Origin of the sequence: Actinacidiphila bryophytorum (assembly GCF_016916835.1) — a bacterium.
Lineage (GTDB): Bacteria > Actinomycetota > Actinomycetes > Streptomycetales > Streptomycetaceae > Actinacidiphila > Actinacidiphila bryophytorum.
Genome location: NZ_JAFFIX010000004.1, coordinates 303023 through 322866, shown reverse-complemented (window position 1 = coordinate 322866; position 19844 = coordinate 303023). Strand labels below are relative to the sequence as shown.

Below are 19844 nucleotides of genomic sequence, written 5' to 3'. Positions count from 1 at the left end.
TTCAAGGTCGGTCCTCTCCATGACTCCACCGTCTCTCCCATCGATCTCACGCTCCCTGGCTTGCCAACGACAGCGGCGTTCAGCACGCGAACCCCAGGTCCGACTCGCGCACCGGAGCTGACAGTGCCACGCGACCCTGGACTGGGTGGGGCCGCGAAACCGTGATAGAAGCCGATGGCGCTGCCCTGACGGGCTTGGTTTCCCGTTCGGCAGCTCAGGTCAGCCTCAGCGAACTGGGCGTAAGCGATCCGCCGTCACGCTCGGATAATTCCGAAGCGTCGGAGGGCACGTCGTTCGTATGATCGGGAGAGGGATGGGGCTCGTAGCGCAGTGGCTGTCGCGCCTTCACCGCATGTGGGAGGACGCCGGTTCGAATCCGGTCAGCCCCATCCCCTTCCTGCGTGGGGTCGGCCCCTTTCCGATTACCGCACCGGGATCCAGGCAGCGCCCGTTCCCGGCTACTTCAGGAGGCGGAATCCAGGCTGCTGTACCCAAGCCCTGAGGAAGTCGGCTGAGCCGTACGCGGCGAGCCATGGATCGGTCACCGTCGCGACGATGCCCGGAAGGCCGGCCACGATGGGTACCTGGTCCTCTCGTAGTTCGACGTTGGCGACGCCACCGATCAAGTCCATGACTGCGGCGGTCAGCAGAGCCGTCACGACGTGGTCGACCGGGCTGTTACAGAAGGCGACGATGTCGACGGCGTGGGTCGGGGTGAAGCCGATAAGGGGTTCCTGGTCGACCTCGTCGGCATGCTCGGCCTCGAAGACAGCCTCGTCGCCGACACCGGGCCCAACGAGAGAGACCAGGACGGGGCGTCGTCCGTCTTCGCCCCAGGTGTCCGTGACACCGAGGCTCTCAGCGTTGATGTGCACGTCGTACTCTCCGAGCCGCGTCTCCTCGCAACGCACCGACGAGCGGACCAGGAACTCGTGGATTCGCAGGATTGCCGCGCGCGAGGGGGCCTCGGCCAATTCGATCACCAACACGGGTCCGCTCATGGCTCGGAGAGTAGCCAGGTGGGATCGCCATCCCCAATGGATTACTCAGCGCGCATACCTCTCAAAACCCGGGCCAGGCCGGAAGCCGAGCGTCGCTCGCCTCCCACGGTCCGTGGGTGTGCTTCACCGGTCAGATCCCGAAGAGAACCTCCTCCTGCAGCGGGACCGGGGGGTCGAGGACGTCACGGAGGCGGGTGATGTCCCGGCGCCACTTCCGCCCTTCCGCAACGTCGTCCCACAGCTCTGCGATTTCCGACGACTCAGCCACCACCTGGTCCAGGGCTTCGACAGCGAGCGTCCGGAGGTCAGCCGAAAGCTCTGGCAGCGGCTCCGACGGACCGTAGTTCGAACACGCGGGGCGGCCGCCCGGCTGCTGCGCGACGACCAAGGCTGCTGCGGCAACGGCTCGCTCAGCGTCAAGGGTCTCCAGAAAATCCGTGACATCGGCAGCACGCTTGAGGACGCTGCGGATCATGGGCTCGCGCTCTTCCAGCGCTGCCTCGTCCAGGTCGCCGGCGAAGTCGGCGGCGGTGTCGTTGTCGAAGGGGCCTATGTCCCAGGTGCCCACGTCATCTCCTCGCGTAGCATTCCGGGAATTCTCGCAGCGACCACCGACAGCCGAGTCCGGGTCGTGCCAGCGGCACACGGCAGGCGCCGGGTGGTGTGCGGTCGCTAAGCTCCCGCCATGTCTGACGATCTCGGCTTCACGTGCTCACACTGCGGCGATCACCACGCAGAGCTCCCCATGGGCTACTCGACCATCGCTCCCGACGTCTGGGAGCCCGGCTTCGAGAACGACCCGGACAGCATGCTGTCGTCCGACCAGTGCGTGATCAGGGGCCGGCACTTCTTCGTCAGGGGCCTAATCGAGATACCCGTGATCGGCAGCGAGGACGTCTTCTCGTGGGGCGTCTGGGTTTCCCTGAGCAAGGACAACTTCGCCCGCGCCCTTGAACTATGGAACGCCGAGGGCCGCGAAGCCGAGAAGCCGTACTTCGGCTGGCTCAGCACCGAACTCGCGCTCTACCCCGAGAGCACCACCAATTTGAAGACCAACGCCCACACGCGACCGGTCGGCACCCGCCCGTTCATCGAACTGGAGCCCACCGACCACCCGCTCGCCGTCGAGCAGCGCAACGGCATCACGCATGCCCGCGTACGAGAGATCGCCACGGCGGTGCTGCATCCGGGGTGATCACCGGGGCGACCAAGCTCCCGGAATCTGTCGGAGGTCGTTGAGCGTCCGTTGGCCCTCACCTCCGGGCAACCAACCGCGCAGCACGCGCCGCTTCCGCAAGCGCTATAGACCTACCAGTAGAGCGGCAAACTCGCCTCGATTGCTGGACGGGTGGAGATCACTGACCTGGCCGTCACCGACTTCGACGACTCGCCACACCCCGTCCGAGCGGAGCGCCACGTCGGTTGTGACGAACCGGCATCCCAGGCTCTGTACCCCGGGCCGGATGTGGTCAAGGTCAGGCACCAGTCCACGCTCGAACGGGCTGTCCGGGTGAGGCGTGAACAGTCTGGGTTCGCTATCCAACCACCACACGCGCACTTCAGCCGCAACGGACTCCAGTTTCGAGAACGTCTCAAAGCTGCGCAGAACGATTCCACCAGCAAGGAACTCCTCCTGCAGTTCTACGAAGCGCTGCACTACCCGTGTAAGCCCCGCCCAGTCAGCGAGATCGGGAATGAAGCACGCCTGCTCCCATTCGTGCTTGCGGGATTTGACGTAGTCCTTCACGATTCCTGAGCCCGGCAGCAACGGCTCGGCGAGATCGGCCAGGTCTTCGGCGGCCAAGATCTCACCGGGCCTGGTGGGACGCCACACGCTTGCAGGCGTGATGTCAACGAACATCTCGTACCAGCCCGGGAGTTCGTGAGCGGCCCGGTATTGATCCGGAGTCACGAGCAACGCGGTCCCGCGTCGGCTCAGCGCCTCAGCCAACGCGACGTATCGATCGCCCGGAATCATCCAACCCCGGTACCAAACACTCCCCAGCCCAGCGGGCACGTGGGCAACAGCCTGCTCTGCATCACCCTTAAGCAGCGCATCGTGGTCGACCAACCCGACCGCCCCGCCACGGGCGCGCACCTCCTGTGCTTCCCGCGCGAAGTGCTCATCCACACGTCGAGGACTCAACGGATCTCGGCAGTACAGGACCGGCGTCGGCATGCGTCACACGCTACGGAACATTCAGAACCTCGGACCACTGGTTTCGTGCTGCCGCTTGTCGGTCGTGCGCTGGTGGCTCCGACTGGCAGCCGTCGCCCTGTGTCCAACAGCTCACTACAGCGGGTTCTGCTCGATGCTGATCCGGTCCCAGTCCATGTAGCGGCCGAGCTTCTTCGGTTCGTCGATGACGACGCCGGAGAAGAGGAACCGCAGCACCGCGTTGCGGCGCTCATCCGTCATCTCGTCGGCGTCCCAGGCGGCCCGTGCGCCCGTGCCGGTGAGGCCGTCGAGGAGCACCATCGGCCGGATGATGACTCGGCGCTGGGCCTTGGCGATGCGGTCGGTGATCTCCTTGCGCATCTTCCGGTACTCCGCCGTGGACAGCTCCTTCGCCGTCCACATCTCGTTCAGCTCGGCGAGCTGCCGCTGGTCGTCCTCCACCTCCTCTGCCACGCCCTCGGAAAGGTTGCTGGTGGCGAGCCGACCGTCCACCCGAAGCTCACTGAGCAGCTTGACGGCGGCGTCGCTGACGAAGTCCTCCAGCGTCGGGGCCACGATCGCCCGCGAGCACTTCTTCTCGTCGTTCCGTCCTCGGCGATTGCACTGATACGCGGGGCCCGCGGTCTTGGCGGTGCCCGACATCAAGGTGCCGCAGCGGCCGCACATGACCAGGCCGCGTAGGAGGTAGTACCGCTGCCGGGGCTTGCTGAGCGTCTCCTTGTGGGCTGCCGATCGGAACTCGCGCCGAGCCCTGACCTCGGCCCACACGCCCGCGTCGATAATCGCGGGCCAGGTGCCGGGGCCGACCTCCTCGCCCTGGTGCATGCGGATGCCGGCGACGTGCCGGGAGTCGAGCAGACCGCGCACCGTTCCGGCGCTCCACGCCTTGCCGCCAGCCGTACGGATGCCCCGGCTATGCAGGTCCTTCGCGAGTGGGGCCGCGCCCTCGCCCTTGAGGTAGCGGTCGAAGACCTCCCGGACGACTTCCGCCTCCTCCTCGACAATCGTCATGCCGTCCTTGGTGTAGCCGAACCGCCGCATGCCGCCCTGGGGCTTGCCCTCCCGGGCGCGGTCCTGCATCGCGGACTTCAGCCGTCGGGAGGTGTCGTCCGAGGACCGGCAGGCGTGCGCGACTTCGATACGCAGGATGAAGCGGTCATCGGGGTCGGACAGGTCCCGGCGGTTCGCCTCGCCGTGGAGGGTGATGGCGTGGTCGTCGGCGACCTGGAGCAGTTCCTCCAGGTCTCGGGGCTGCCGCATGAGCCGGTCGGGGTGGTAGGCGATGACGTGCCGGAAGCTGCGCTCCCGGGCATCGTCCAGCAGGCGGTCCCAGCCCGGCCGCTTCCGCCTGCGGCTCCACGCCGAGCGGCTGTTGTCCACGAAGACGTGGGCCGGGTTGATCACCAGCCCCCTGCGCTCGGCGATCTCCCGGCAGATCCGCTCCTGCCGGTCGACGCCCGTCTGGTCGTCGTCGTCCGCCTGAGATATGCGGCAGTAGATCGCGGCCGGCTCACCGGCGACGTCATGGCTGGTGGTGCCCCCTGCGGGCCTGGTGCGCGACATGCGAATGAGTGTATGAAAACGGAGTGGCCTGGGTGACGGGTTCGCGCGAACTGGTGGCCGCCGTCCGCACGACCAAGCAGTTCCTCACCTACGTCGCCTCCGGCCCCTTCCAGTACGCCGTCGCCGAGGCCCTCGCCCTCCCCGACACGTACTACACCGGCATCCGGGACGACCTCATGGCCAAACGCGACATTCTCGCCGAAGGCCTGCGCGACGCCGGCTTCCAGGTCTACGAGCCCCAGGGCACCTACTTCATCACCACCGACATCGCCTCCCTCACCGACACCGACGCCCTCACCTTCTGCCGCGCCCTCCCCGAACGCGCAGGCGTCGTCGCCGTCCCCAACTCCGTCTTCTACGACCACCCCACCGCCGGCCGAACCCAAGTCCGCTTCGCCTTCTGCAAACGCCCCGACATCCTCACCGAAGCGGCATCAAGGCTCCGCAAGGCCTTCAACGGCTGAGCAACGGCGTACGCTGCGCGCGTGAATCGGATGGGGCGGGCCGTCGGTGCAGTTGTCGGGTCGGCGGTCGGGGATGCGCTCGGTGCTCCCTTCGAGTTCGGGCCCGCCGCAGGGTTCTCCCGCCGGTTTCCCCGGGATGTCGACGCCGAGGAGATGTGCGGGGGCGGCGGCTGGGACCCCGGCGAGGCCACCGACGACACGCAGATGGCGGTACACCTCGGGGAGTCCCTGCTGGAACGCGGCGGCCCCGACCTCCCGGACGTCTTCGCCCGCTTCCGGCGGTGGGCTGCCGCCGATCCCAAGGACATCGGACTCCAGACGGAAATCGTCCTGACCAGCGGCAAGCCGTGGGACACCGCCGCAGCGGCGCACTTCGCGACCAACCACCGCGCCGCGGGGAACGGCGCGCTCATGCGCGCCACCACGTCCGCGATCTACTTCGCCCCTCGGGGCCGGCAGGCGACCATGGTCGCCGCGCGCGAGATCTCCGCCCTCACCCACGGCGACCCGGCCGCCTGGGAGGGCACCGCGATCTTCCACGAGCTCGTGCGGGGCGCGCTGGACGGCGGCGACCCCCTCGCCGCCGTCCCGTCAGCGCTCGCCGACGTCCGGCCCGACCACCGGGACCGGTACTCCGTGGTCCTGCAGCCCGACTGGCACCCCGACCAGGCCACCGAGTTCAACGGCGCCGTCTGGCCCTGCCTCGGCTCCGCGGTCTGGGCCGTGCGCACCACCACCTCGTACGAGGACGCAGTACGGGCGGCCGTCGACCTCGGTGGCGACACCGACACCGTCGCCGCGGTCGCAGGCGGCCTGGCGGGAGCCGTCCACGGGTTCGACGCGATCCCCACCCGCTGGACCCGACCGCTGCACGTCCCCCTCCCCGGTGCCGGAGACCGGACCCTGCACCTGCCCGACCTCATCCACCTCGCCCAGCGCCTGGCGGACCTGCGACCCGATCGCGGAAGGGAAGCTACTCCGTGTCCTTCGGATGCCGCGGGGAGGCGTAAACCAGGATGACCGTCGAAGTCTGCGGGCTGACCAGGTAGCGAACCCGGCCGCCGCTGGTGATCTCGTATTCCCACTGCTCGAGCTCGGAGCCCTTCCATTCCCTCGTGGCATGGCGGCCCCGGAGCTGGTGCTGGCGGTTCCAGTTGGCCCGAGACAAGGGATCTGCGCGCAGCGATTCCAGACAGCGGTGGGCGTTGGGCAGCGCGACCCGGCACAGTTCCTCCCACCCGACGGCAGCCTCTGTCGTTCCGTAGACGACGTTCCAGCCGCTCAGGGGAGGGACGCTGACCCGGTCACCCTTCTTCGGGCTCACTCGTGCACCTCGACCGGGCCGAGGCCCACACCGCCCAGCGGGCGCAGCGCGTCCCGCAGCTGATCGGGGTCGGCGTTGATACGGGCTGTCGCCCGCCAGGAGACGATCGCCCGGTGAACCGCCTCCCGGGCACCCAATTCGGCGGCGTCGGAGAGCGCGTCCAGGAGTTCCACGGTGAACTCGCGAACCTCCTCACCGTCCAGGTGACGCACCCAGGGGAAGACCTCGGGCAGCGCGAGCAGCAGCGACCGCGCGCCTTCGTCCTGCTTCATCAGCGCAAGGAACAGCCGGGACGCGGTGGTCAGATTCTCCTCGGCGCGCTCCGCGTGGGCGGCCGTGGTCAGCACCATGTCGGGCGCATCCCGATGTGTGACGCGCAAGCTACCCAGCGCAGCAGCCTTGGCGGCCACAGCCTTCGGGTTTCTGGACAGGTCGGTGAACGTGACAGCTTCAGGCTCCGGCTCCACGGACGCAATGCTCATACTCAGACCATAGTCTGATTGAGCTCTGATTTCCACCTCTCCGGACACCACCCATCACAAAGAGTGGCGGCCTGGATACTGAAATATGAGGTGGGTGAAAACGGAGTGGCCTGGGCGACGGGGTCCCCCGAACTGGTGGCCGCCGTCCGCACGACCAAGCAGTTCCTCACCTACGTCGCCTCCGGCCCCTTCCAGTACGCCGTCGCCGAGGCCCTCGCCCTCCCCGACACGTACTACACCGGCATCCGGGACGACCTCATGGCCAAACGCGACATCCTCGCCGAAGGCCTGCGCGACGCCGGCTCCCAGGTCTACGAGCCCCAGGGCACCTACTTCATCACCACCGACATCGCCGAACTCTCCCCCGGCACCGACGCCCTGACCTTCTGCCGCGCCCTCCCCGAAAGAGCCGGCGTCGTCGCCGTCCCCAACTCCGTCTTCTACGACCACCCCACCGCCGGCCGCACCCAAGTCCGCTTCGCCTTCTGCAAGAAACACGACATCCTCACCGAAGCCGCGGAACGCCTCCGCAAAGCCTTCGAGGGCTGAGCGCAGCTCACCGAACCAGCACGTGTGGTGGACCACTGGGATGGCCCATGAGTAGAGACCTCGACACGAAGTCCATCGGTCAGAACGACTCTCCGGCGAGGGCTCAGGCTCCGAGCTGGCGTCGGCGCCGTTCGCGGGTGCAGGGCGGGTGTGGAGTGCGCGGGGTACGCGGCCGCAGGATAAGCGAGCCCATGACTCGGCTACATGCACCACCAATGGTACATGGACTATGATTGGTACATGTCGATGAAACGTACGAACGTCTACGCGGACCCCGAGGATCTCGCGATCATCAAGGAGGCCGCTGCCCGCCGCGGTATCAGCGAAGCCGAGATCATCAGGCAAGGCATCCACCTCGCAGCCATGGCGAACCGAGTCTGGGACGAACCACTTTTCTCCCGGACCTTCGAAGGGCCTGGGCGTACTCCGTCCAAAGAGGACGTCCGCAACACCGTGGCTGATGCCGTCCGGCGTGAGGGCGGCTCCGGAGTGACAGCGTGATCATCGTCGTGGCCGACACCTCAGGCCTGCTGGCCGCGCTGGACTCCACGCACCCCGAGCACCAGGGAGCCAACGAGGCGATCATGGCCGCCGGCCTCCTCGTGATGTCCCCGCTACTGCTCGCTGAGATAGACCACGTCGCGACCCGCGAGCTGGGACGGGAAGCAGCCGTCAGCGCGATCGACGACATCCGGCGGTGGATGCGAGCGGGCCGGATCGTCGTACCGGAAATCACCGAGGCCCACCTCTCCGCCGCACAGACCCTGCGAGCCCGGTATGCGGCACTCAACCTCGACCTCGCGGACGCTGTGAACGTCGCCCTCGCGACTGAATACGACACGGACGCCGTCCTCACCCTCGACCGCCGCGACTTCCGCGCGGTGCGCCCGCTCGGTCGCCACAAGTCCTTCCGCCTTCTGCCTGACGACTTGCCCCTGTGACCAAATGGGTGTGTGAAGAAGGAGTGGCCTGGGTGACGGGGTCGCGCGAACTGGTGGCCGCCGTCCGCACGACCAAGCAGTTCCTCACCTACGTCGCCTCCGGCCCCTGCCAGTACGCCGTCGCCGAGGCCCTCGCCCTCCCCGACACGTACTACACCGGCATCCGGGACGACCTCATGGCCAAACGCGACATCCTCGCCGAAGGCCTGCGCGACGCCGGCTTCACCGTGCACGAGCCCCAAGGCACGTACTTCACCACCACCGACATCGCCCGACTCGCACCAGGCGAGGACGCCCTCGCCTTCTGCCGCACCCTCCCCGAACGCGCCGGCGTCGTCGCCGCCCCCAACTCCGCCTTCTACGACCACCCCACCGCCGGCCGCACCCAGGTCCGCTTCGCCTTCTGCAAACGCGAAGACGTCCTCACCGACGCCGCCCAACGCCTCCGCAAGGCGTTCGACAGCTAGCGCAGACGGAACTGCTGCTGGCGCGCGGGGGAAGGCCGAGCGTACGGTCGGCAGGTCTGCGAGTGGGGGGCCGTCACTCGGGCGAGGTCGTCGGAGGGCATGAGCATGGGGGACTTTCGTCATCGGGGCGCCGTCGTGGCGCGAGTCGGCGCCGCGGCGCTTGTGCTCGCCCTCGTCGCCGGGTGCTCCGGCGCCAAGAGCGGTGACTCGGGCTCCGCATCCACCAGCAGGGCGACCACCAGCGTGAGCCCCCGGGGCACTGCCCCCACCGCTGACCCCGACCCGCGGCACCTGGTCCTCGGGGACTGCTTCACCGCCGATCACGTCACGCTGAGGGGCGGAATCGGAGCCATGGGGGCTGTCCACGTCGTCCCGTGCGACCGACCGCACGATGCAGAGGTGTTCGGAAAGTTCATCGTCGCCGGCTCCGACTACCCTCCCACGCCGACGTGGGGTCCCACGGCCGACATCGACTGCGGAAATCTGGCCCCCCAGTACGACATGGACAGCTGGACCCTCGCACCATCCGTCGCCCCCGTCCACGCCTTCCTGCCGACGCGGGCGCAGTGGGCGGCCGGCGACCACAGCGGCGTCTGCTACTGGGTCCCGGCCCCCGGACCGACCACCGCCAGCCTGCGGCACGACCAGACCACCCTGACCCCCGACCAGTACGCCTATCTCGACGCGGCGCAGCGGCCCGAGTCCGCGCTGGCCGAGACTCCGCAGAAGTGGGAAGAAACCGGCCTGGACAACTACCGGAACTGGGCGGGCGGGGTCGCCGACTCCCTGACCACCGAGACGCAGCTGTTGAAGAACCACCACTGGCCCGTCCCGGCCCAAGGCCCGACGAACGCACTCCTCCAACGGCTTGACACACTCACCCCGCTCTGGCGCAACGCCTCCCAAACCGCCTCCCTCACGGCCCTCAAGAGCGCCGTGCGAAGCGCCGAAGCGCAGACAACGACGCCCCAAGAGCACGCCGTACGAGCAGCCCTCGGACTGCCCACCAAACGCGTGGCATGACCCGCGCGGCAGTCACGCCCGGGCCGGCTCCTGACCGCCGGCCTCCCGTGACGCCGCCGCTGCCGGCCGAGACCGACCACGTCGCCGCCCTCTCACCGACGCCGCCCAGCCCCTCCGCAAGGCCTTCAACGGCTGAGTTTTCGGCGTAGCCTGCCGCAGTGGACCGTACGCAGCGGGCCGTGGGCGCCGTCGTCGGATCGGCGGTCGGTGACGCGCTGGGCGCTCCGTTCGAGTTCGGTCCCGCGGACGCGTTCTCCGCACGGTTTCCCCAGCCGATCCGGGGCGGTGAAATGTGCGGGGGCGGCGGCTGGGACCCCGGCGAGGCCACCGACGACACGCAGATGGCCGTGCACCTCGGGGAGTCCCTGCTGGAGCGCGGCGGACTTGACCTACAGGACGTCTTCGCCCGCTTCCGGCGCTGGGCCGCCTCCGATCCCAAGGACATCGGCCTCCAGACGGAGATCGTCCTGACCAGTGGCGAGCCGTGGGACAACGCCGCGGCGGCGCACTTCGCGACCAACCACCGCGCCGCCGGCAACGGCGCCCTGATGCGCGCCACCACGTCCGCGGTCTGCTTCGCCCCTCGGGGCCGGCAGGCGACGATGGACGCCGCCCGCGAGATCTCCGCCCTCACCCACGGCGACCCGGCCGCCTGGGAGGGCACCGCGATCTTCCATGAGCTCGTGCGTGTCGCGCTGGAGGGCGAGGACCCCCTCGCGGGGATCCCGTCCGCACTCGCCGAGGTCCGGCCCGACCACCGGGACCGGTACTCCGCCGTCCTGCAGCCCGACTGGCACCCCGACCAGGCCACCGAGTTCAACGGCGCCGTCTGGCCCTGCCTCGGCTCCGCGGTCTGGGCCGTACGCACCACCACCTCGTACCAGGACGCCGTCCGAGCAGCCGTCGACCTCGGCGGCGACACCGACACCGTCGCCGCGGTCGCAGGCGGCCTGGCGGGAGCCGTCCACGGCTTCGACGCGATCCCCACCCGCTGGACCGGACCGTTGCACGTCCCTCTCCCCGGCGCCGGAGACCGGGTCCTGCACCTGCCCGACCTCATCCACCTCGCCCAGCGCCTGGCGGACCCCCAAGACGATCGCTGAAGGGAAGCTACTGCGTGTCCTTCGGATGCCGCGGGGACGCGTGAACGACCGGGCCGAGGTCGACGCCGCCCGGCGGGCGCAGCGCGTCCCTCAGCTGGTCGGGGTCGGCGTTGATACCGGCAGTCGCCCCACCGCCGTCTCAGCGATTGCCGCACAGCAAGGACCCGACGTACAATATCCTGTACAAGTAGGAGGTCGACCATGAAAACCATGACGTATTCCGAGTCGCGCGCGAGGTACGCCGAGGTGCTCGACTCCGTCACCGACGACCGCGAGGAGGTCGTCATCACCAGGGCCGGACATGAGCCGGTCGTCATTGTCTCCCTTGAGGACTACGAGTCCCTGAAGGAGACGGCTTACCTGCTGCGCAGTCCCGCGAACGCCCGGCGTCTGCTCGCGTCCATCGATGAGCTGGAAAACGGCGGCGGCACCGTACGCGAACTGGCGACCGACGAGTAGGGCCAGCCGATGAAGATCACCTTCTCCTCCCGGGCCTGGGAAGACTACCTGTGGTGGCAGCTTCAGGACCGGAAGATCCTCAAGCGCATCAACACGCTCATCGCGGACATCGGCAGGAACGGCAACGAGGGAATCGGCAAACCGGAACCGCTCAAGCACGGGTTCCAGGGCTACTGGTCGCGCCGGATCAATGACGAACACCGACTGATCTACAAGGCGACCGAGGACGGCGTCCTGATCGCTCAGTGCCGCTACCACTACGAGAGCTGACAGGACGCACTCCCGCGAGTCCCGCGTGCGACATGCGAATAAGTGCACGAACGCGGAGTTGCCTGGGCGACGGGTTCCCCCGAACTCGTCGCGGCGGTCCGCACCGCCAGGCAGTTCCTCACCTACGTCGCCTCCGGCCCCTTCCAGTACGCCGTCGCCGAGGCCCTCGCCCTCCCCCACCAAACCGGCGTCGTCGCCGTCCCCAACTCCGTCTTCTACGACCACCCCACCGCCGGCTGCACCCAGGTCCGCAGCCGACCGTCTCCGCAAGGCGTTCAACGGCTGAGCACGATACCCGCGGCCCGGGCGGCGGTCAGCCACCGGGGGAACTCGTGCAGCAGTTGGTCGTACAGGTCCGCGTCGGACATGGTCTTCGGTAAGGGTCCCGCGGCGAAGAAACCCGCGTTGTCGACCACACGCCGATGCGGAACCGGGAGGTCGTCGAGTTTGTACAGGAAGGCGAAGTCGTCGTCGCCGAACCCCACGAACTGCCAGAAGATCGGCAGCCGCGCGGCCGTGCACAGGACGTGCTCGGCCGCGGCCTTGGACGTGGGCGAGCCGTCCGTCCGGAACACCACGAAGGCCGGGTCCTGCGCACCGCACGACTCGTAGTGGTCGATGACGGCCTGCATGGCGACGTGGTAGTTGGTGCGACCCATGTGGCCCATCGACTCGTGCAGGGGAGCAATCCTGTCCCGGTACGCGTCGAGGCTGATCTCGGCGGTTCCGTCGACGTCCGTGGAGAAGAAGACGACGGGCACCACCCCGTCGTCATCCAGGTTCGCGGCCAGGGCGAGGGCCTGCTCGGCCAAGTGCTGGACCGAGCCGTCACGGTAGTACCGGCGCATACTGCCCGAACGGTCCAGCACGAGGTAGACGGCGGCCCGGTGCGATCCAGGCACAAGGCGCTCGACATCGACCTCGCCGACGCCGTGAACATCGCACTCGCGGCGGGCTCGACACCGACGCCGTCCTCACACTCGACCGCCGCGACTTCCCCGCGATCCGCCCGCTGGGTCGGCACAAATCCTTCCGCGTCCTGCCGGACGTCCGGCGGGAGCGGCCCGGCAGGATGCCGCGGTGCAGCATGTGTCGCCGGGAGGCGGCGGGCGGCCCGTGCGTGTCGGCCCGCAGAACACGGGCAGCACACAGCAGGCGGGCTACCGTCGTCCGGTATACGCAGATGCCCGGGGTCGCGGATTCAGGGGGTGTTCTTGTGCCTGCGATCCACTCACGGATCGACGTGAAGAAACTGCCGATCATCCTCGGGCTTGCCATCGCCTTCGGCGTCACGGTGGTCGATCCGCTGGTCCTCAGCTTGAACCTGCCGCAGGTGAGCCGCGCCCTCCAGGTGCCGCCCGGGCTCGTCGGGCTCCTCAGCGGGGCGGCGACCCTGGTGATGGCAGCCGCCGTACTCGCTGTAGGCAGCCTCGCGGACTCCTTCGGTCTCAAGCGTGTACTGATGCTGGGGCTCGCCACGGTCGCGTTCGTCAACCTGCTCTCCACGCTGTCCCCCGGCTTCGGCTACCTGCTGGCGATGCGGTTCCTCGACGGCCTGGGACTGGCCGCACTGCTGGGCCTGTCATACGGCCTGCTGAAGACGTCCGTGCAGGAGGAGGAGCGGCCGAAGGCCATCGGCCTCTTCGTGGCCACCGAGGTCGTCCTCTGCGGGGCGGCTCCCGCGTTCGGGGGCTGGGTGGTGGCAGCAGTCGGCTGGCGATGGCTGTTCCTGGTCCCCGCACTGCTGTCGCTGGTCTCGCTCTGGCTGACGGCACGCTACGTTCCGGGGTCCCCCGTCGGGCGGCGCCGCCGGCTCGACGTGGCCGGTGTCGGCTTGGTCGGCGTGGCCCTGCTGACCGCCGTCGTCGGCGTCGCGGCGGCGCAGAACGGCGTCTGTCGCCCGCAGACCTGGGCGCCGCTGGCGGTGAGTGCGGGCTGCGGCGTGCTGTTCGTGCTCCGCGAACGCCGCGTTCCGGAGCCGGCCCTGGACCTGGGATTGTTCCGCAGCCCCGCTTTCAGCCTGGCGCTGGCGGCCAACCTCACCCTGAACTTCATCGGCGGCGGGTTCGGTTTCGCCCTGGGGCAGTTCGGCGGTGTGGTGCTCTCGCTCTCCCCGCAGACCATCGGTCTGCTGTTCCTGCCCGGCACGCTGCTGGTCGCCGGTGCCGTGAGTCTGGCCGGGGTCCTCGTCGGCCGGTACACCCCCCGGCCCGTGATGGTCGCCGGTCTGCTGGTGACGGCGGCGAGCGGGCTGGTGATGGCGGTCACGGCCGGCCCCGCGATGGCGCTGGGATGGCTCGTACTCACCACCTGGCTGTGCAACCTGGGGACTCTGGTGACCTCCACGGCGGTGTCGGAGACGGTCCTCTCCCACGCGCCGCCCGGGAGGTCCGGCACGGTGGCCTCCGTGCAGCAGGCCTTCGGAATGACCGGCTACGCCTTTGGGCCGACGGTCTACCTACTGCTGTTCAACGTCTTCTTCCAGCAGCAGTGGCTGCAGGACGCCAAGGCGCGCGGACTGTCGGTGACCGAGGCGGAGAGCGCCGTGGACGCGGTGCGCAGCGGGGCGGCGATCAGCACGAGCAGCTCGGGATACGACCCCAACCTGCTGCAGCAGGCGTCCGGGCTGAAGCTCGGGGTGGACTTCGCCGACGCCCTGCGGCTGACCATGCTCACCGTCAGCGCCCTGCCGCTCCTGCTGGCGACCGCGGTCCGCCTGCTCATGCCCCGCCGCGCCGGACGGCAGGCATGACGGGCCGCGAGCGTCCTGCCCGCGGCGCAGTGGCGCGATGCCGGCCGGGGCCGGGGCCTCAGCCCGGTGCGAACGTCACGACCAGCACGTCGCGGTGAGCCGGACGGCCGCTGTCGGCCGCACGCACCGGTGAGACGCTGTGCAGCGTGCGGCGGTCGTCCCCCAGCAGGAGCGCCCCCGGCTCGCTGAGCGTGGTCGTCAGCAGCGGCGCTCCGCGCGGGCCTGAGACCGAGCTCTCGCCGCCTGCCACGTTGCTCCGGCACACCAGCATCGAGGACACCAGGGTGACACCGTCGCGGTGCCGGCCCTCCGGCGTGGGCAGGCCGTGCGTGTCCGCCGACGCGAGGACCCGGAAGGGGTGCACCTTCACGTTCCAGGACGCCGGGTCTTCCAGGGCCGTGGCCGCGTCTGCCAGCAGGCGCAGCAGCGCCCGGAACACGGGGTCCTCCACGAAGGAATCCGTCAGGGGTTGGAAGGTGCGCTCCACCCCGACGTAGAGCCGGTTGCTGTCGTCCGGCTGCACGAAGGCGGCCCAGGGCAGTGCGCGCACCCGGCCCGTCGACGGGGTGAGGGAGAACCGCCCGTAGCGGCGCAGCCGGCGCGTGCCCCGGGCGGAGGCGTAGCCGTCCGTGCACAGCGACTCCCAGTGGGAGGCGAAACGGCGCCACGTGTCCGCGTCCGCACCCAGGCGCGATCGCGTGACGGCACCGGGCACGAGGTGGCACCCCCTGGACCGCAGTTCCCGGCGAGCGGTTCCGATCGGATCACCTGGGGACCGCGCGCCTGCGGACGCTGGGGGAGTCGGCGCGCTGCGGGACACGCCAGACGGCTTCTTCATGGCGTACTTCCCTTCCTCGGGAACCTGGCCTGCGCCTCCCCGAGAAGGGCACGAGCGAAACCGGCCGCTCCCGCCGGAACTTCCGCGCCGTCCGCCCTCGGTGTCGGGGTCTGCCGAACCGGTCGTCGCGGTCCGCACGCCCGGGCGGTTCCGCACCCGCATCACCTCAGGACCTTTCCGGTTCGCCGCCGCCGAAGTCTCCGCCGCCCTGCCGGGCCGGCAAGGCGGCCAGGGCGGTTCGACCCGCGTCGGAGGATCCCGTTCCGGCCATCACGCGGGCGAGGAGCGAGGCCGGATCGGGCTCGGCCTGTAGCGCCGCCAGAAGCAGAGACCACAGTCCGTACAGATGCTCCTCGATGCACCGGCGGCCGTCGAGTGCGTCCGAGACGGTGTGCAGGCCGAAGAAGGCACAGACGATGCTGTGCGCCGCCGCGTCAGGCGCGATGCCGGCGGCCAGCGCGCCTTCCCCGCGCGCCTCCTCCAGCAGTCCGGCCACCGTTTCGATCCAGCCCACGAACGGTGTGGGAAGGGCCGCGTCGATGGCCTTGCGCTCCATCCACAGGCGCGCGCCGGCCCGGACGACAACGTCGTCCCGGAACGCTCTGGCGACAGTGAAGCTCAAGGCCACCAGCCTTTCGAGGGCGGGCACCCCGACGGCCTGGTGCCGGCCGATCATCTCCGGCCAGGTCGCGAAATGCTCGTCGACAACGGCCAGCGCCAGCTTTTCCTTGCTGGCGTAGTGGAAGTAGATGGATCCGCTGGTGCGGCCGGAACGTGCGCCGATGTCACTGATGCTGGTACCGGCATAGCCTCGCTCGTCGAACAGCTCCGCAGCAGCCTCAAGCAGAAACCGCCGCGTCGTCTTAGCCCGTCCCTGCACAGTCACTCCATACACCCGTACCGTCACCAACCGTGCGCAAATGTAACGCTCGTTGGGGTTCCGGACGAGGTGCGCCCCCGCGCGTTGTGGGTTCTTCTTGTTACATGAGCGCATCCGCCGTCGATGCCCCGATCCGCGACCGGCCCCTGAGCTGGTCGCGCACGGTCGCCCGCGAGTCGGTGCACCGCACCTCGGCGGCGGAGGTGCTGCTCACCGACGTACGACCGCTCGACGGCGGGGGCTTCGAAGCGGCGGCGTCCTGGCCCAGGTCCCACCCGACCTTCCCGCGGGACGGCGGGAGCCTGCACAGCCCGCTGATCCTCGCGGAGACACTTCGCCAGCTCGGCATCTACATCCCGCTGCACTACTTCCACATCCCCCCGGCGGCGCGCCTGATCATCACGGATCTCTTCTTCGAGATCGACCTGGACGAGGAACCGGATGCCGGCTTCGGCGCCACCGACATCACCTGCAGGGTGCACCGGCCCGAGGTGCGAAGCGGCCGGAGCGGAGAGGTCACCGGACTGCGGCTGGCGGTGGACTTCCTGACGGGCGGCAGCACGTTCGCTCAGGCAGGGGGCGGCGTGCGGATCATGGGCGAGCAGCGTTATGCCGAGATCCGCGGCGCCGCGAGCGCCCTCTCGCCGCCGGCTCCGGCAGCCGGGCTGGTTCGCCCGGCGGCGTCGGACCTTGCGGTGCCCAGCCGCCTCGACGTCCTCATAGGCCGCCATGGGGACGCCACGGTGCTGTGCCCGGCCGACCCCCGGCACCCCTTCTTCTTCGACCATGCCACCGACCACGTACCTGGCATGGTGCTGCTCGAGGCCGTGCGGCAGGCCACGGCGGTGGCGAGCCAGGGCGCCCTGCTGCGGCCGAGGAGGGGACGGCTGACCGCCGCGCGCTTCACGGAGTTCGACCCGCCGGCCCGCGTGGTGTGCGTGCCGCACCACAGGACCTGCGTCTTCGGCGTGCTCCAGGAGGGAGCGCGGACGGCCTTCGGGGTCCTCGGATACCCGTAGTGAGTTCACCCAATGTGGTTACTTGACTCCACTGTGTAGTCGGATCTACCGTAGTGATCGTTATGTTTGCCGGTAATGGCCCGCAAACAGCCGCTTTGCGTCGCGCACATCGGCCCGCACCCTCCCGGCGCTGAAACAGCTGCCCCACCTGCCCGCATCACGGCGGTCCGGCGCCAGCGCCTCCAAGGGATTCCCGAAGGGAATACTGCGAATGACCCCCGACCGCATCCTCAGCTGGACTCCCGCAGCCATCGTCTTCGACTGCGACGGCACCCTCATGGACACCGAACGCCATTGGGAGGTCGCGCGTGAACTCACCGCAAGCGACTTCGGAGTCGGGACGGAGCCGGACTTCGCTCGACGCGCAAAGGGGCTGCATTACACAGAGTGCGGCGTGCTCATGGCCCGGGAGGCCGGGCGTCCCGAACTCGCCGGGCGGCTGACCGAACGGCTCCTCAGTTCTTTTCGCACTCTGGCCGCCGAGACACCCCGGACGATGCCCGGCGCCCGGGAACTGGTCGCCAACGCCGCAAAGTTCGCCCCGCTGGCAGTCGCGAGCAACTGCCCGCTGGAGGTCGTGGAGGAGTGCCTGGTCACCGCGGACCTGCGCCGCTACTTCGACCACATCGTGGTGCCCGACAGCGCCACGCGTCCCAAGCCCCATCCGGACGTCTACCTCGCCGCGGCCCGGTACTGCGGAGCCGCCGCGGCCGAGACCCTGGCCGTCGAGGACTCGCACTGCGGCGTCCAGGCCGCGACGCGGGCCGGCCTGCGGGTCCTGGGAGTCGGCCCCTGGCCGGGCGAGGAGACCGCAGCCATGGTCGACCTCTGGGTGGCCGCCCTCGACGAGCCACGGATCTTCGAGTGGGCGAGCGAACGCGTGGCCCGCCGCCTGCGCGGGTGAGCCGCCGCGTCCTGCCGTTCCGCCCGAGCCGGCCGTTCCGGCCGTTCCGGCCCGCTCGAGCACCGGCTCCGCCTGACGCGGGTCAGTCCGTGCCGGCCTCCATGGCCGCGCGGTCCAGGAGTTCGTCGGACGCCGCCTCGCCGCGGGAGGCGATGGCCTCGGCGCCGCCCTCGGGCATCTGCGGCATGCTGCCGATAAGGCCGGTGGATGCGGCCTGGGCGGCGCCTATGGCGGGGCGGCCGGTGCCGATCAGGCCGAGCTGGGCGTACTGCTCCAGCTTGGCGCGGGAGTCGGCGATGTCCAGGTTCCGCATGGTGAGCTGGCCGATGCGGTCCACCGGGCCGAAGGCGGAGTCCGCGGTGCGCTCCATGGACAGCTTGTCCGGGTGGTAGCTGAAGGCGGGTCCCGTGGTGTCGAGGATCGAGTAGTCCTCGCCCCGGCGCAGCCGCAGCGTGACCTCGCCGGAGACGGCCGCGCCGACCCAGCACTGCAGGGACTCGCGGATCATCAGCGCCTGCGGGTCCAGCCAGCGGCCCTCGTACATCAGCCGGCCCAGGCGGCGGCCCTCGACGTGGTACTGCGCGAGGGTGTCCTCGTTGTGGATCGCGTTGACCAGGCGCTCGTAGGCCGCGTGCAGCAGCGCCATGCCGGGGGCCTCGTAGATGCCGCGGCTCTTGGCCTCGATGATCCGGTTCTCGATCTGGTCCGACATGCCCATGCCGTGCCGGCCGCCGATGGCGTTCACCGCCATGACCAGGGCGACGGGGCTGGCGAACTTCTCGCCGTTGACCGTGACCGGGCGCCCCTGGTCGAAGCCGATCGTGACGTCCTCGGCCGGGATCTCGACCTCCGGGTCCCAGAACCGCACGCCCATGATGGGCTCGACGGTCTCGACGCCGGTGTCCAGGTGCTCCAGGGTCTTGGCCTCGTGCGTGGCTCCCCAGATGTTGGCGTCGGTGGAGTACGCCTTCTCCGTGCTGTCGCGGTAGGGCAGGCCGTGCGCGACCAGCCACTCGGACATCTCCTTGCGCCCGCCGAGTTCGGTGACGAAGTCCGCGTCCAGCCAGGGCTTGTAGATGCGCAGGTGCGGGTTGGCGAGCAGGCCGTAGCGGTAGAACCGCTCGATGTCGTTGCCCTTGAAGGTGGAGCCGTCGCCCCAGATCTGGACGTCGTCCTCCAGCATGGCCCGCACCAGCAGCGTGCCGGTGACCGCGCGCCCCAGCGGGGTGGTGTTGAAGTACGCCCGCCCGCCCGAGCGGATGTGGAAGGCACCGCAGGTGAGCGCGGCCAGGCCCTCCTCGACCAGCGCCGCACGGCAGTCGACGAGCCGCGCCAGCTCGGCGCCGTAGGCCTTCGCGCGGCCGGGCACGGAGGCGATGTCCGGCTCGTCGTACTGGCCTATGTCGGCGGTGTACGTGCACGGCACGGCGCCCTTGTCGCGCATCCACGCGACCGCGACGGACGTGTCGAGACCGCCCGAGAAGGCGATGCCGACGCGCTCGTCGGCGGGAAGGTGGGTGAGGACCTTGGACATGGGAAGAGTATGCATCATCCCGCATGGTCATGCAAAGCCCCTGCGTCGACGCCTCTTCGTCCGAGACGCCGCACTCCGCTTTCCGCACACCC

General features: G+C 69.5%; 21 protein-coding genes, 1 tRNA gene and 4 pseudogenes. 16 read left to right on the top strand and 10 right to left on the bottom strand.

Features of this window, described 5'->3' with window-relative positions; all coding sequences use genetic code 11:
• The first annotated feature begins 315 nt into the window (after positions 1-315).
• Positions 316-389, top strand: a tRNA-Ala gene (locus JT723_RS08860).
• A 69-nt stretch (positions 390-458) separates the two neighbouring features.
• Here the strand turns inward: JT723_RS08860 and JT723_RS08855 are convergent.
• Both JT723_RS08855 and JT723_RS08850 read right to left on the bottom strand, forming a co-directional pair.
• Positions 459-1001, bottom strand: coding sequence for a DUF6368 family protein (locus tag JT723_RS08855; protein WP_205043930.1), 543 nt, complete (start codon positions 999-1001; stop codon positions 459-461).
• Between the two features lie 130 nt (positions 1002-1131).
• Positions 1132-1569, bottom strand: a complete 438-nt coding sequence (locus JT723_RS08850; protein WP_205043929.1) for a DUF4259 domain-containing protein — start codon at positions 1567-1569, stop codon at positions 1132-1134.
• A 177-nt stretch (positions 1570-1746) separates the two neighbouring features.
• Between JT723_RS08850 and JT723_RS08845 the strand changes: the two genes are divergently transcribed.
• The gene (locus JT723_RS08845) at positions 1747-2196 is read left to right on the top strand and encodes a DUF2199 domain-containing protein (RefSeq protein ID WP_240165338.1); all 450 of its coding nucleotides are present in this window, start codon (positions 1747-1749) and stop codon (positions 2194-2196) included.
• 105 nt (positions 2197-2301) lie between these two features.
• Here the strand turns inward: JT723_RS08845 and JT723_RS08840 are convergent, their stop codons facing one another.
• Positions 2302-3180 (bottom strand): ATP-grasp domain-containing protein, encoded by an 879-nt coding sequence (locus JT723_RS08840; RefSeq protein ID WP_205043927.1) that lies wholly within the window; start codon positions 3178-3180, stop codon positions 2302-2304.
• A 114-nt stretch (positions 3181-3294) separates the two neighbouring features.
• The gene (locus JT723_RS08835) at positions 3295-4743 is read right to left on the bottom strand and encodes a recombinase family protein (RefSeq protein WP_205043926.1); all 1449 of its coding nucleotides are present in this window, start codon (positions 4741-4743) and stop codon (positions 3295-3297) included.
• A 23-nt stretch (positions 4744-4766) separates the two neighbouring features.
• On the opposite strand from JT723_RS08835, the pseudogene JT723_RS08830 reads away from it, so the two are divergent.
• Together JT723_RS08830 and JT723_RS08825 are read left to right on the top strand one after the other, a co-directional pair.
• Positions 4767-5207, top strand: a pseudogene (locus JT723_RS08830) (aminotransferase class I/II-fold pyridoxal phosphate-dependent enzyme); the annotation flags it as partial.
• Positions 5208-5237: 30 nt separating this feature from the next.
• Entirely contained in the window at positions 5238-6227 is a 990-nt protein-coding gene (locus tag JT723_RS08825) for an ADP-ribosylglycohydrolase family protein (protein WP_240165337.1), read from the top strand.
• On the opposite strand, the gene JT723_RS08820 is transcribed toward JT723_RS08825, so the two are convergent.
• Together JT723_RS08820 and JT723_RS08815 are read right to left on the bottom strand one after the other, a co-directional pair.
• A complete protein-coding gene (locus JT723_RS08820) occupies positions 6181-6531 on the bottom strand; it encodes a hypothetical protein (protein WP_205043923.1) in 351 nt (116 codons plus the stop codon). The genes JT723_RS08825 and JT723_RS08820 overlap by 47 nt on opposite strands.
• Positions 6528-7013 carry a prevent-host-death family protein gene (locus JT723_RS08815; protein ID WP_240165268.1) on the bottom strand — a complete coding sequence of 162 codons (486 nt, stop codon included), beginning with the start codon at positions 7011-7013 and terminating at the stop codon, positions 6528-6530. Before JT723_RS08815 ends, JT723_RS08820 begins: the two co-directional genes overlap by 4 nt.
• A 105-nt stretch (positions 7014-7118) precedes the next feature.
• Here JT723_RS08815 and JT723_RS08810 point away from each other — a divergent pair.
• The 9 genes and pseudogenes from JT723_RS08810 to JT723_RS36390 form a co-directional block, all read left to right on the top strand.
• Positions 7119-7562 (top strand): annotated as a pseudogene (locus tag JT723_RS08810) (aminotransferase class I/II-fold pyridoxal phosphate-dependent enzyme); the annotation flags it as partial.
• Between the two features lie 240 nt (positions 7563-7802).
• Complete coding sequence (locus JT723_RS08805) at positions 7803-8063, top strand: ribbon-helix-helix domain-containing protein (protein WP_205043921.1); 261 nt, start codon at positions 7803-7805, stop codon at positions 8061-8063.
• Positions 8060-8503, top strand: coding sequence for a PIN domain-containing protein (locus tag JT723_RS08800; RefSeq protein WP_205043920.1), 444 nt, complete (start codon positions 8060-8062; stop codon positions 8501-8503). Before JT723_RS08805 ends, JT723_RS08800 begins: the two co-directional genes overlap by 4 nt.
• 23 nt (positions 8504-8526) lie before the next feature.
• Positions 8527-8970, top strand: a pseudogene (locus JT723_RS08795) (aminotransferase class I/II-fold pyridoxal phosphate-dependent enzyme); the annotation flags it as partial.
• Between the two features lie 399 nt (positions 8971-9369).
• The gene (locus tag JT723_RS08790) at positions 9370-9993 is read left to right on the top strand and encodes a hypothetical protein (RefSeq protein WP_205043918.1); all 624 of its coding nucleotides are present in this window, start codon (positions 9370-9372) and stop codon (positions 9991-9993) included.
• 158 nt (positions 9994-10151) lie between these two features.
• Positions 10152-11096: an ADP-ribosylglycohydrolase family protein gene (locus JT723_RS08785; RefSeq protein ID WP_205043917.1), complete on the top strand. Its 945-nt coding sequence runs from the start codon at positions 10152-10154 to the stop codon at positions 11094-11096.
• A 201-nt stretch (positions 11097-11297) separates the two neighbouring features.
• Entirely contained in the window at positions 11298-11555 is a 258-nt protein-coding gene (locus JT723_RS08780) for a type II toxin-antitoxin system Phd/YefM family antitoxin (protein ID WP_205043916.1), read from the top strand.
• A 9-nt stretch (positions 11556-11564) separates the two neighbouring features.
• Positions 11565-11825 (top strand): Txe/YoeB family addiction module toxin, encoded by a 261-nt coding sequence (locus tag JT723_RS08775; RefSeq protein ID WP_205043915.1) that lies wholly within the window; start codon positions 11565-11567, stop codon positions 11823-11825.
• 57 nt (positions 11826-11882) lie between these two features.
• Positions 11883-12077, top strand: a pseudogene (locus tag JT723_RS36390) (hypothetical protein); the annotation flags it as partial.
• Between the two features lie 23 nt (positions 12078-12100).
• Here the strand turns inward: JT723_RS36390 and JT723_RS08770 are convergent.
• Positions 12101-12727 (bottom strand): VWA domain-containing protein, encoded by a 627-nt coding sequence (locus tag JT723_RS08770; RefSeq protein ID WP_205043914.1) that lies wholly within the window; start codon positions 12725-12727, stop codon positions 12101-12103.
• Positions 12728-13068: 341 nt separating this feature from the next.
• On the opposite strand from JT723_RS08770, the gene JT723_RS08765 reads away from it, so the two are divergent.
• Positions 13069-14577, top strand: coding sequence for an MFS transporter (locus JT723_RS08765; protein WP_205043913.1), 1509 nt, complete (start codon positions 13069-13071; stop codon positions 14575-14577).
• A gap of 58 nt (positions 14578-14635) precedes the next feature.
• Here the strand turns inward: JT723_RS08765 and JT723_RS08760 are convergent, their stop codons facing one another.
• Both JT723_RS08760 and JT723_RS08755 read right to left on the bottom strand, forming a co-directional pair.
• Positions 14636-15292: a 2OG-Fe dioxygenase family protein gene (locus JT723_RS08760; RefSeq protein WP_251513248.1), complete on the bottom strand. Its 657-nt coding sequence runs from the start codon at positions 15290-15292 to the stop codon at positions 14636-14638.
• A gap of 289 nt (positions 15293-15581) precedes the next feature.
• Complete coding sequence (locus JT723_RS08755; RefSeq protein ID WP_372441254.1) at positions 15582-16301, bottom strand: ScbR family autoregulator-binding transcription factor; 720 nt, start codon at positions 16299-16301, stop codon at positions 15582-15584.
• Positions 16302-16399: 98 nt separating this feature from the next.
• On the opposite strand from JT723_RS08755, the gene JT723_RS08750 reads away from it, so the two are divergent.
• On the top strand, positions 16400-17314 hold the full coding sequence (locus JT723_RS08750; RefSeq protein WP_205043911.1) for a ScbA/BarX family gamma-butyrolactone biosynthesis protein: 915 nt from the start codon (positions 16400-16402) through the stop codon (positions 17312-17314).
• 211 nt (positions 17315-17525) lie between these two features.
• Positions 17526-18218, top strand: a complete 693-nt coding sequence (locus JT723_RS08745; RefSeq protein WP_205043910.1) for an HAD family hydrolase — start codon at positions 17526-17528, stop codon at positions 18216-18218.
• Positions 18219-18300: 82 nt separating this feature from the next.
• Here the strand turns inward: JT723_RS08745 and argG are convergent, their stop codons facing one another.
• Positions 18301-19752 (bottom strand): argininosuccinate synthase, encoded by a 1452-nt coding sequence (argG, locus tag JT723_RS08740; RefSeq protein WP_205043909.1) that lies wholly within the window; start codon positions 19750-19752, stop codon positions 18301-18303.
• Positions 19753-19844 lie beyond the last annotated feature (92 nt).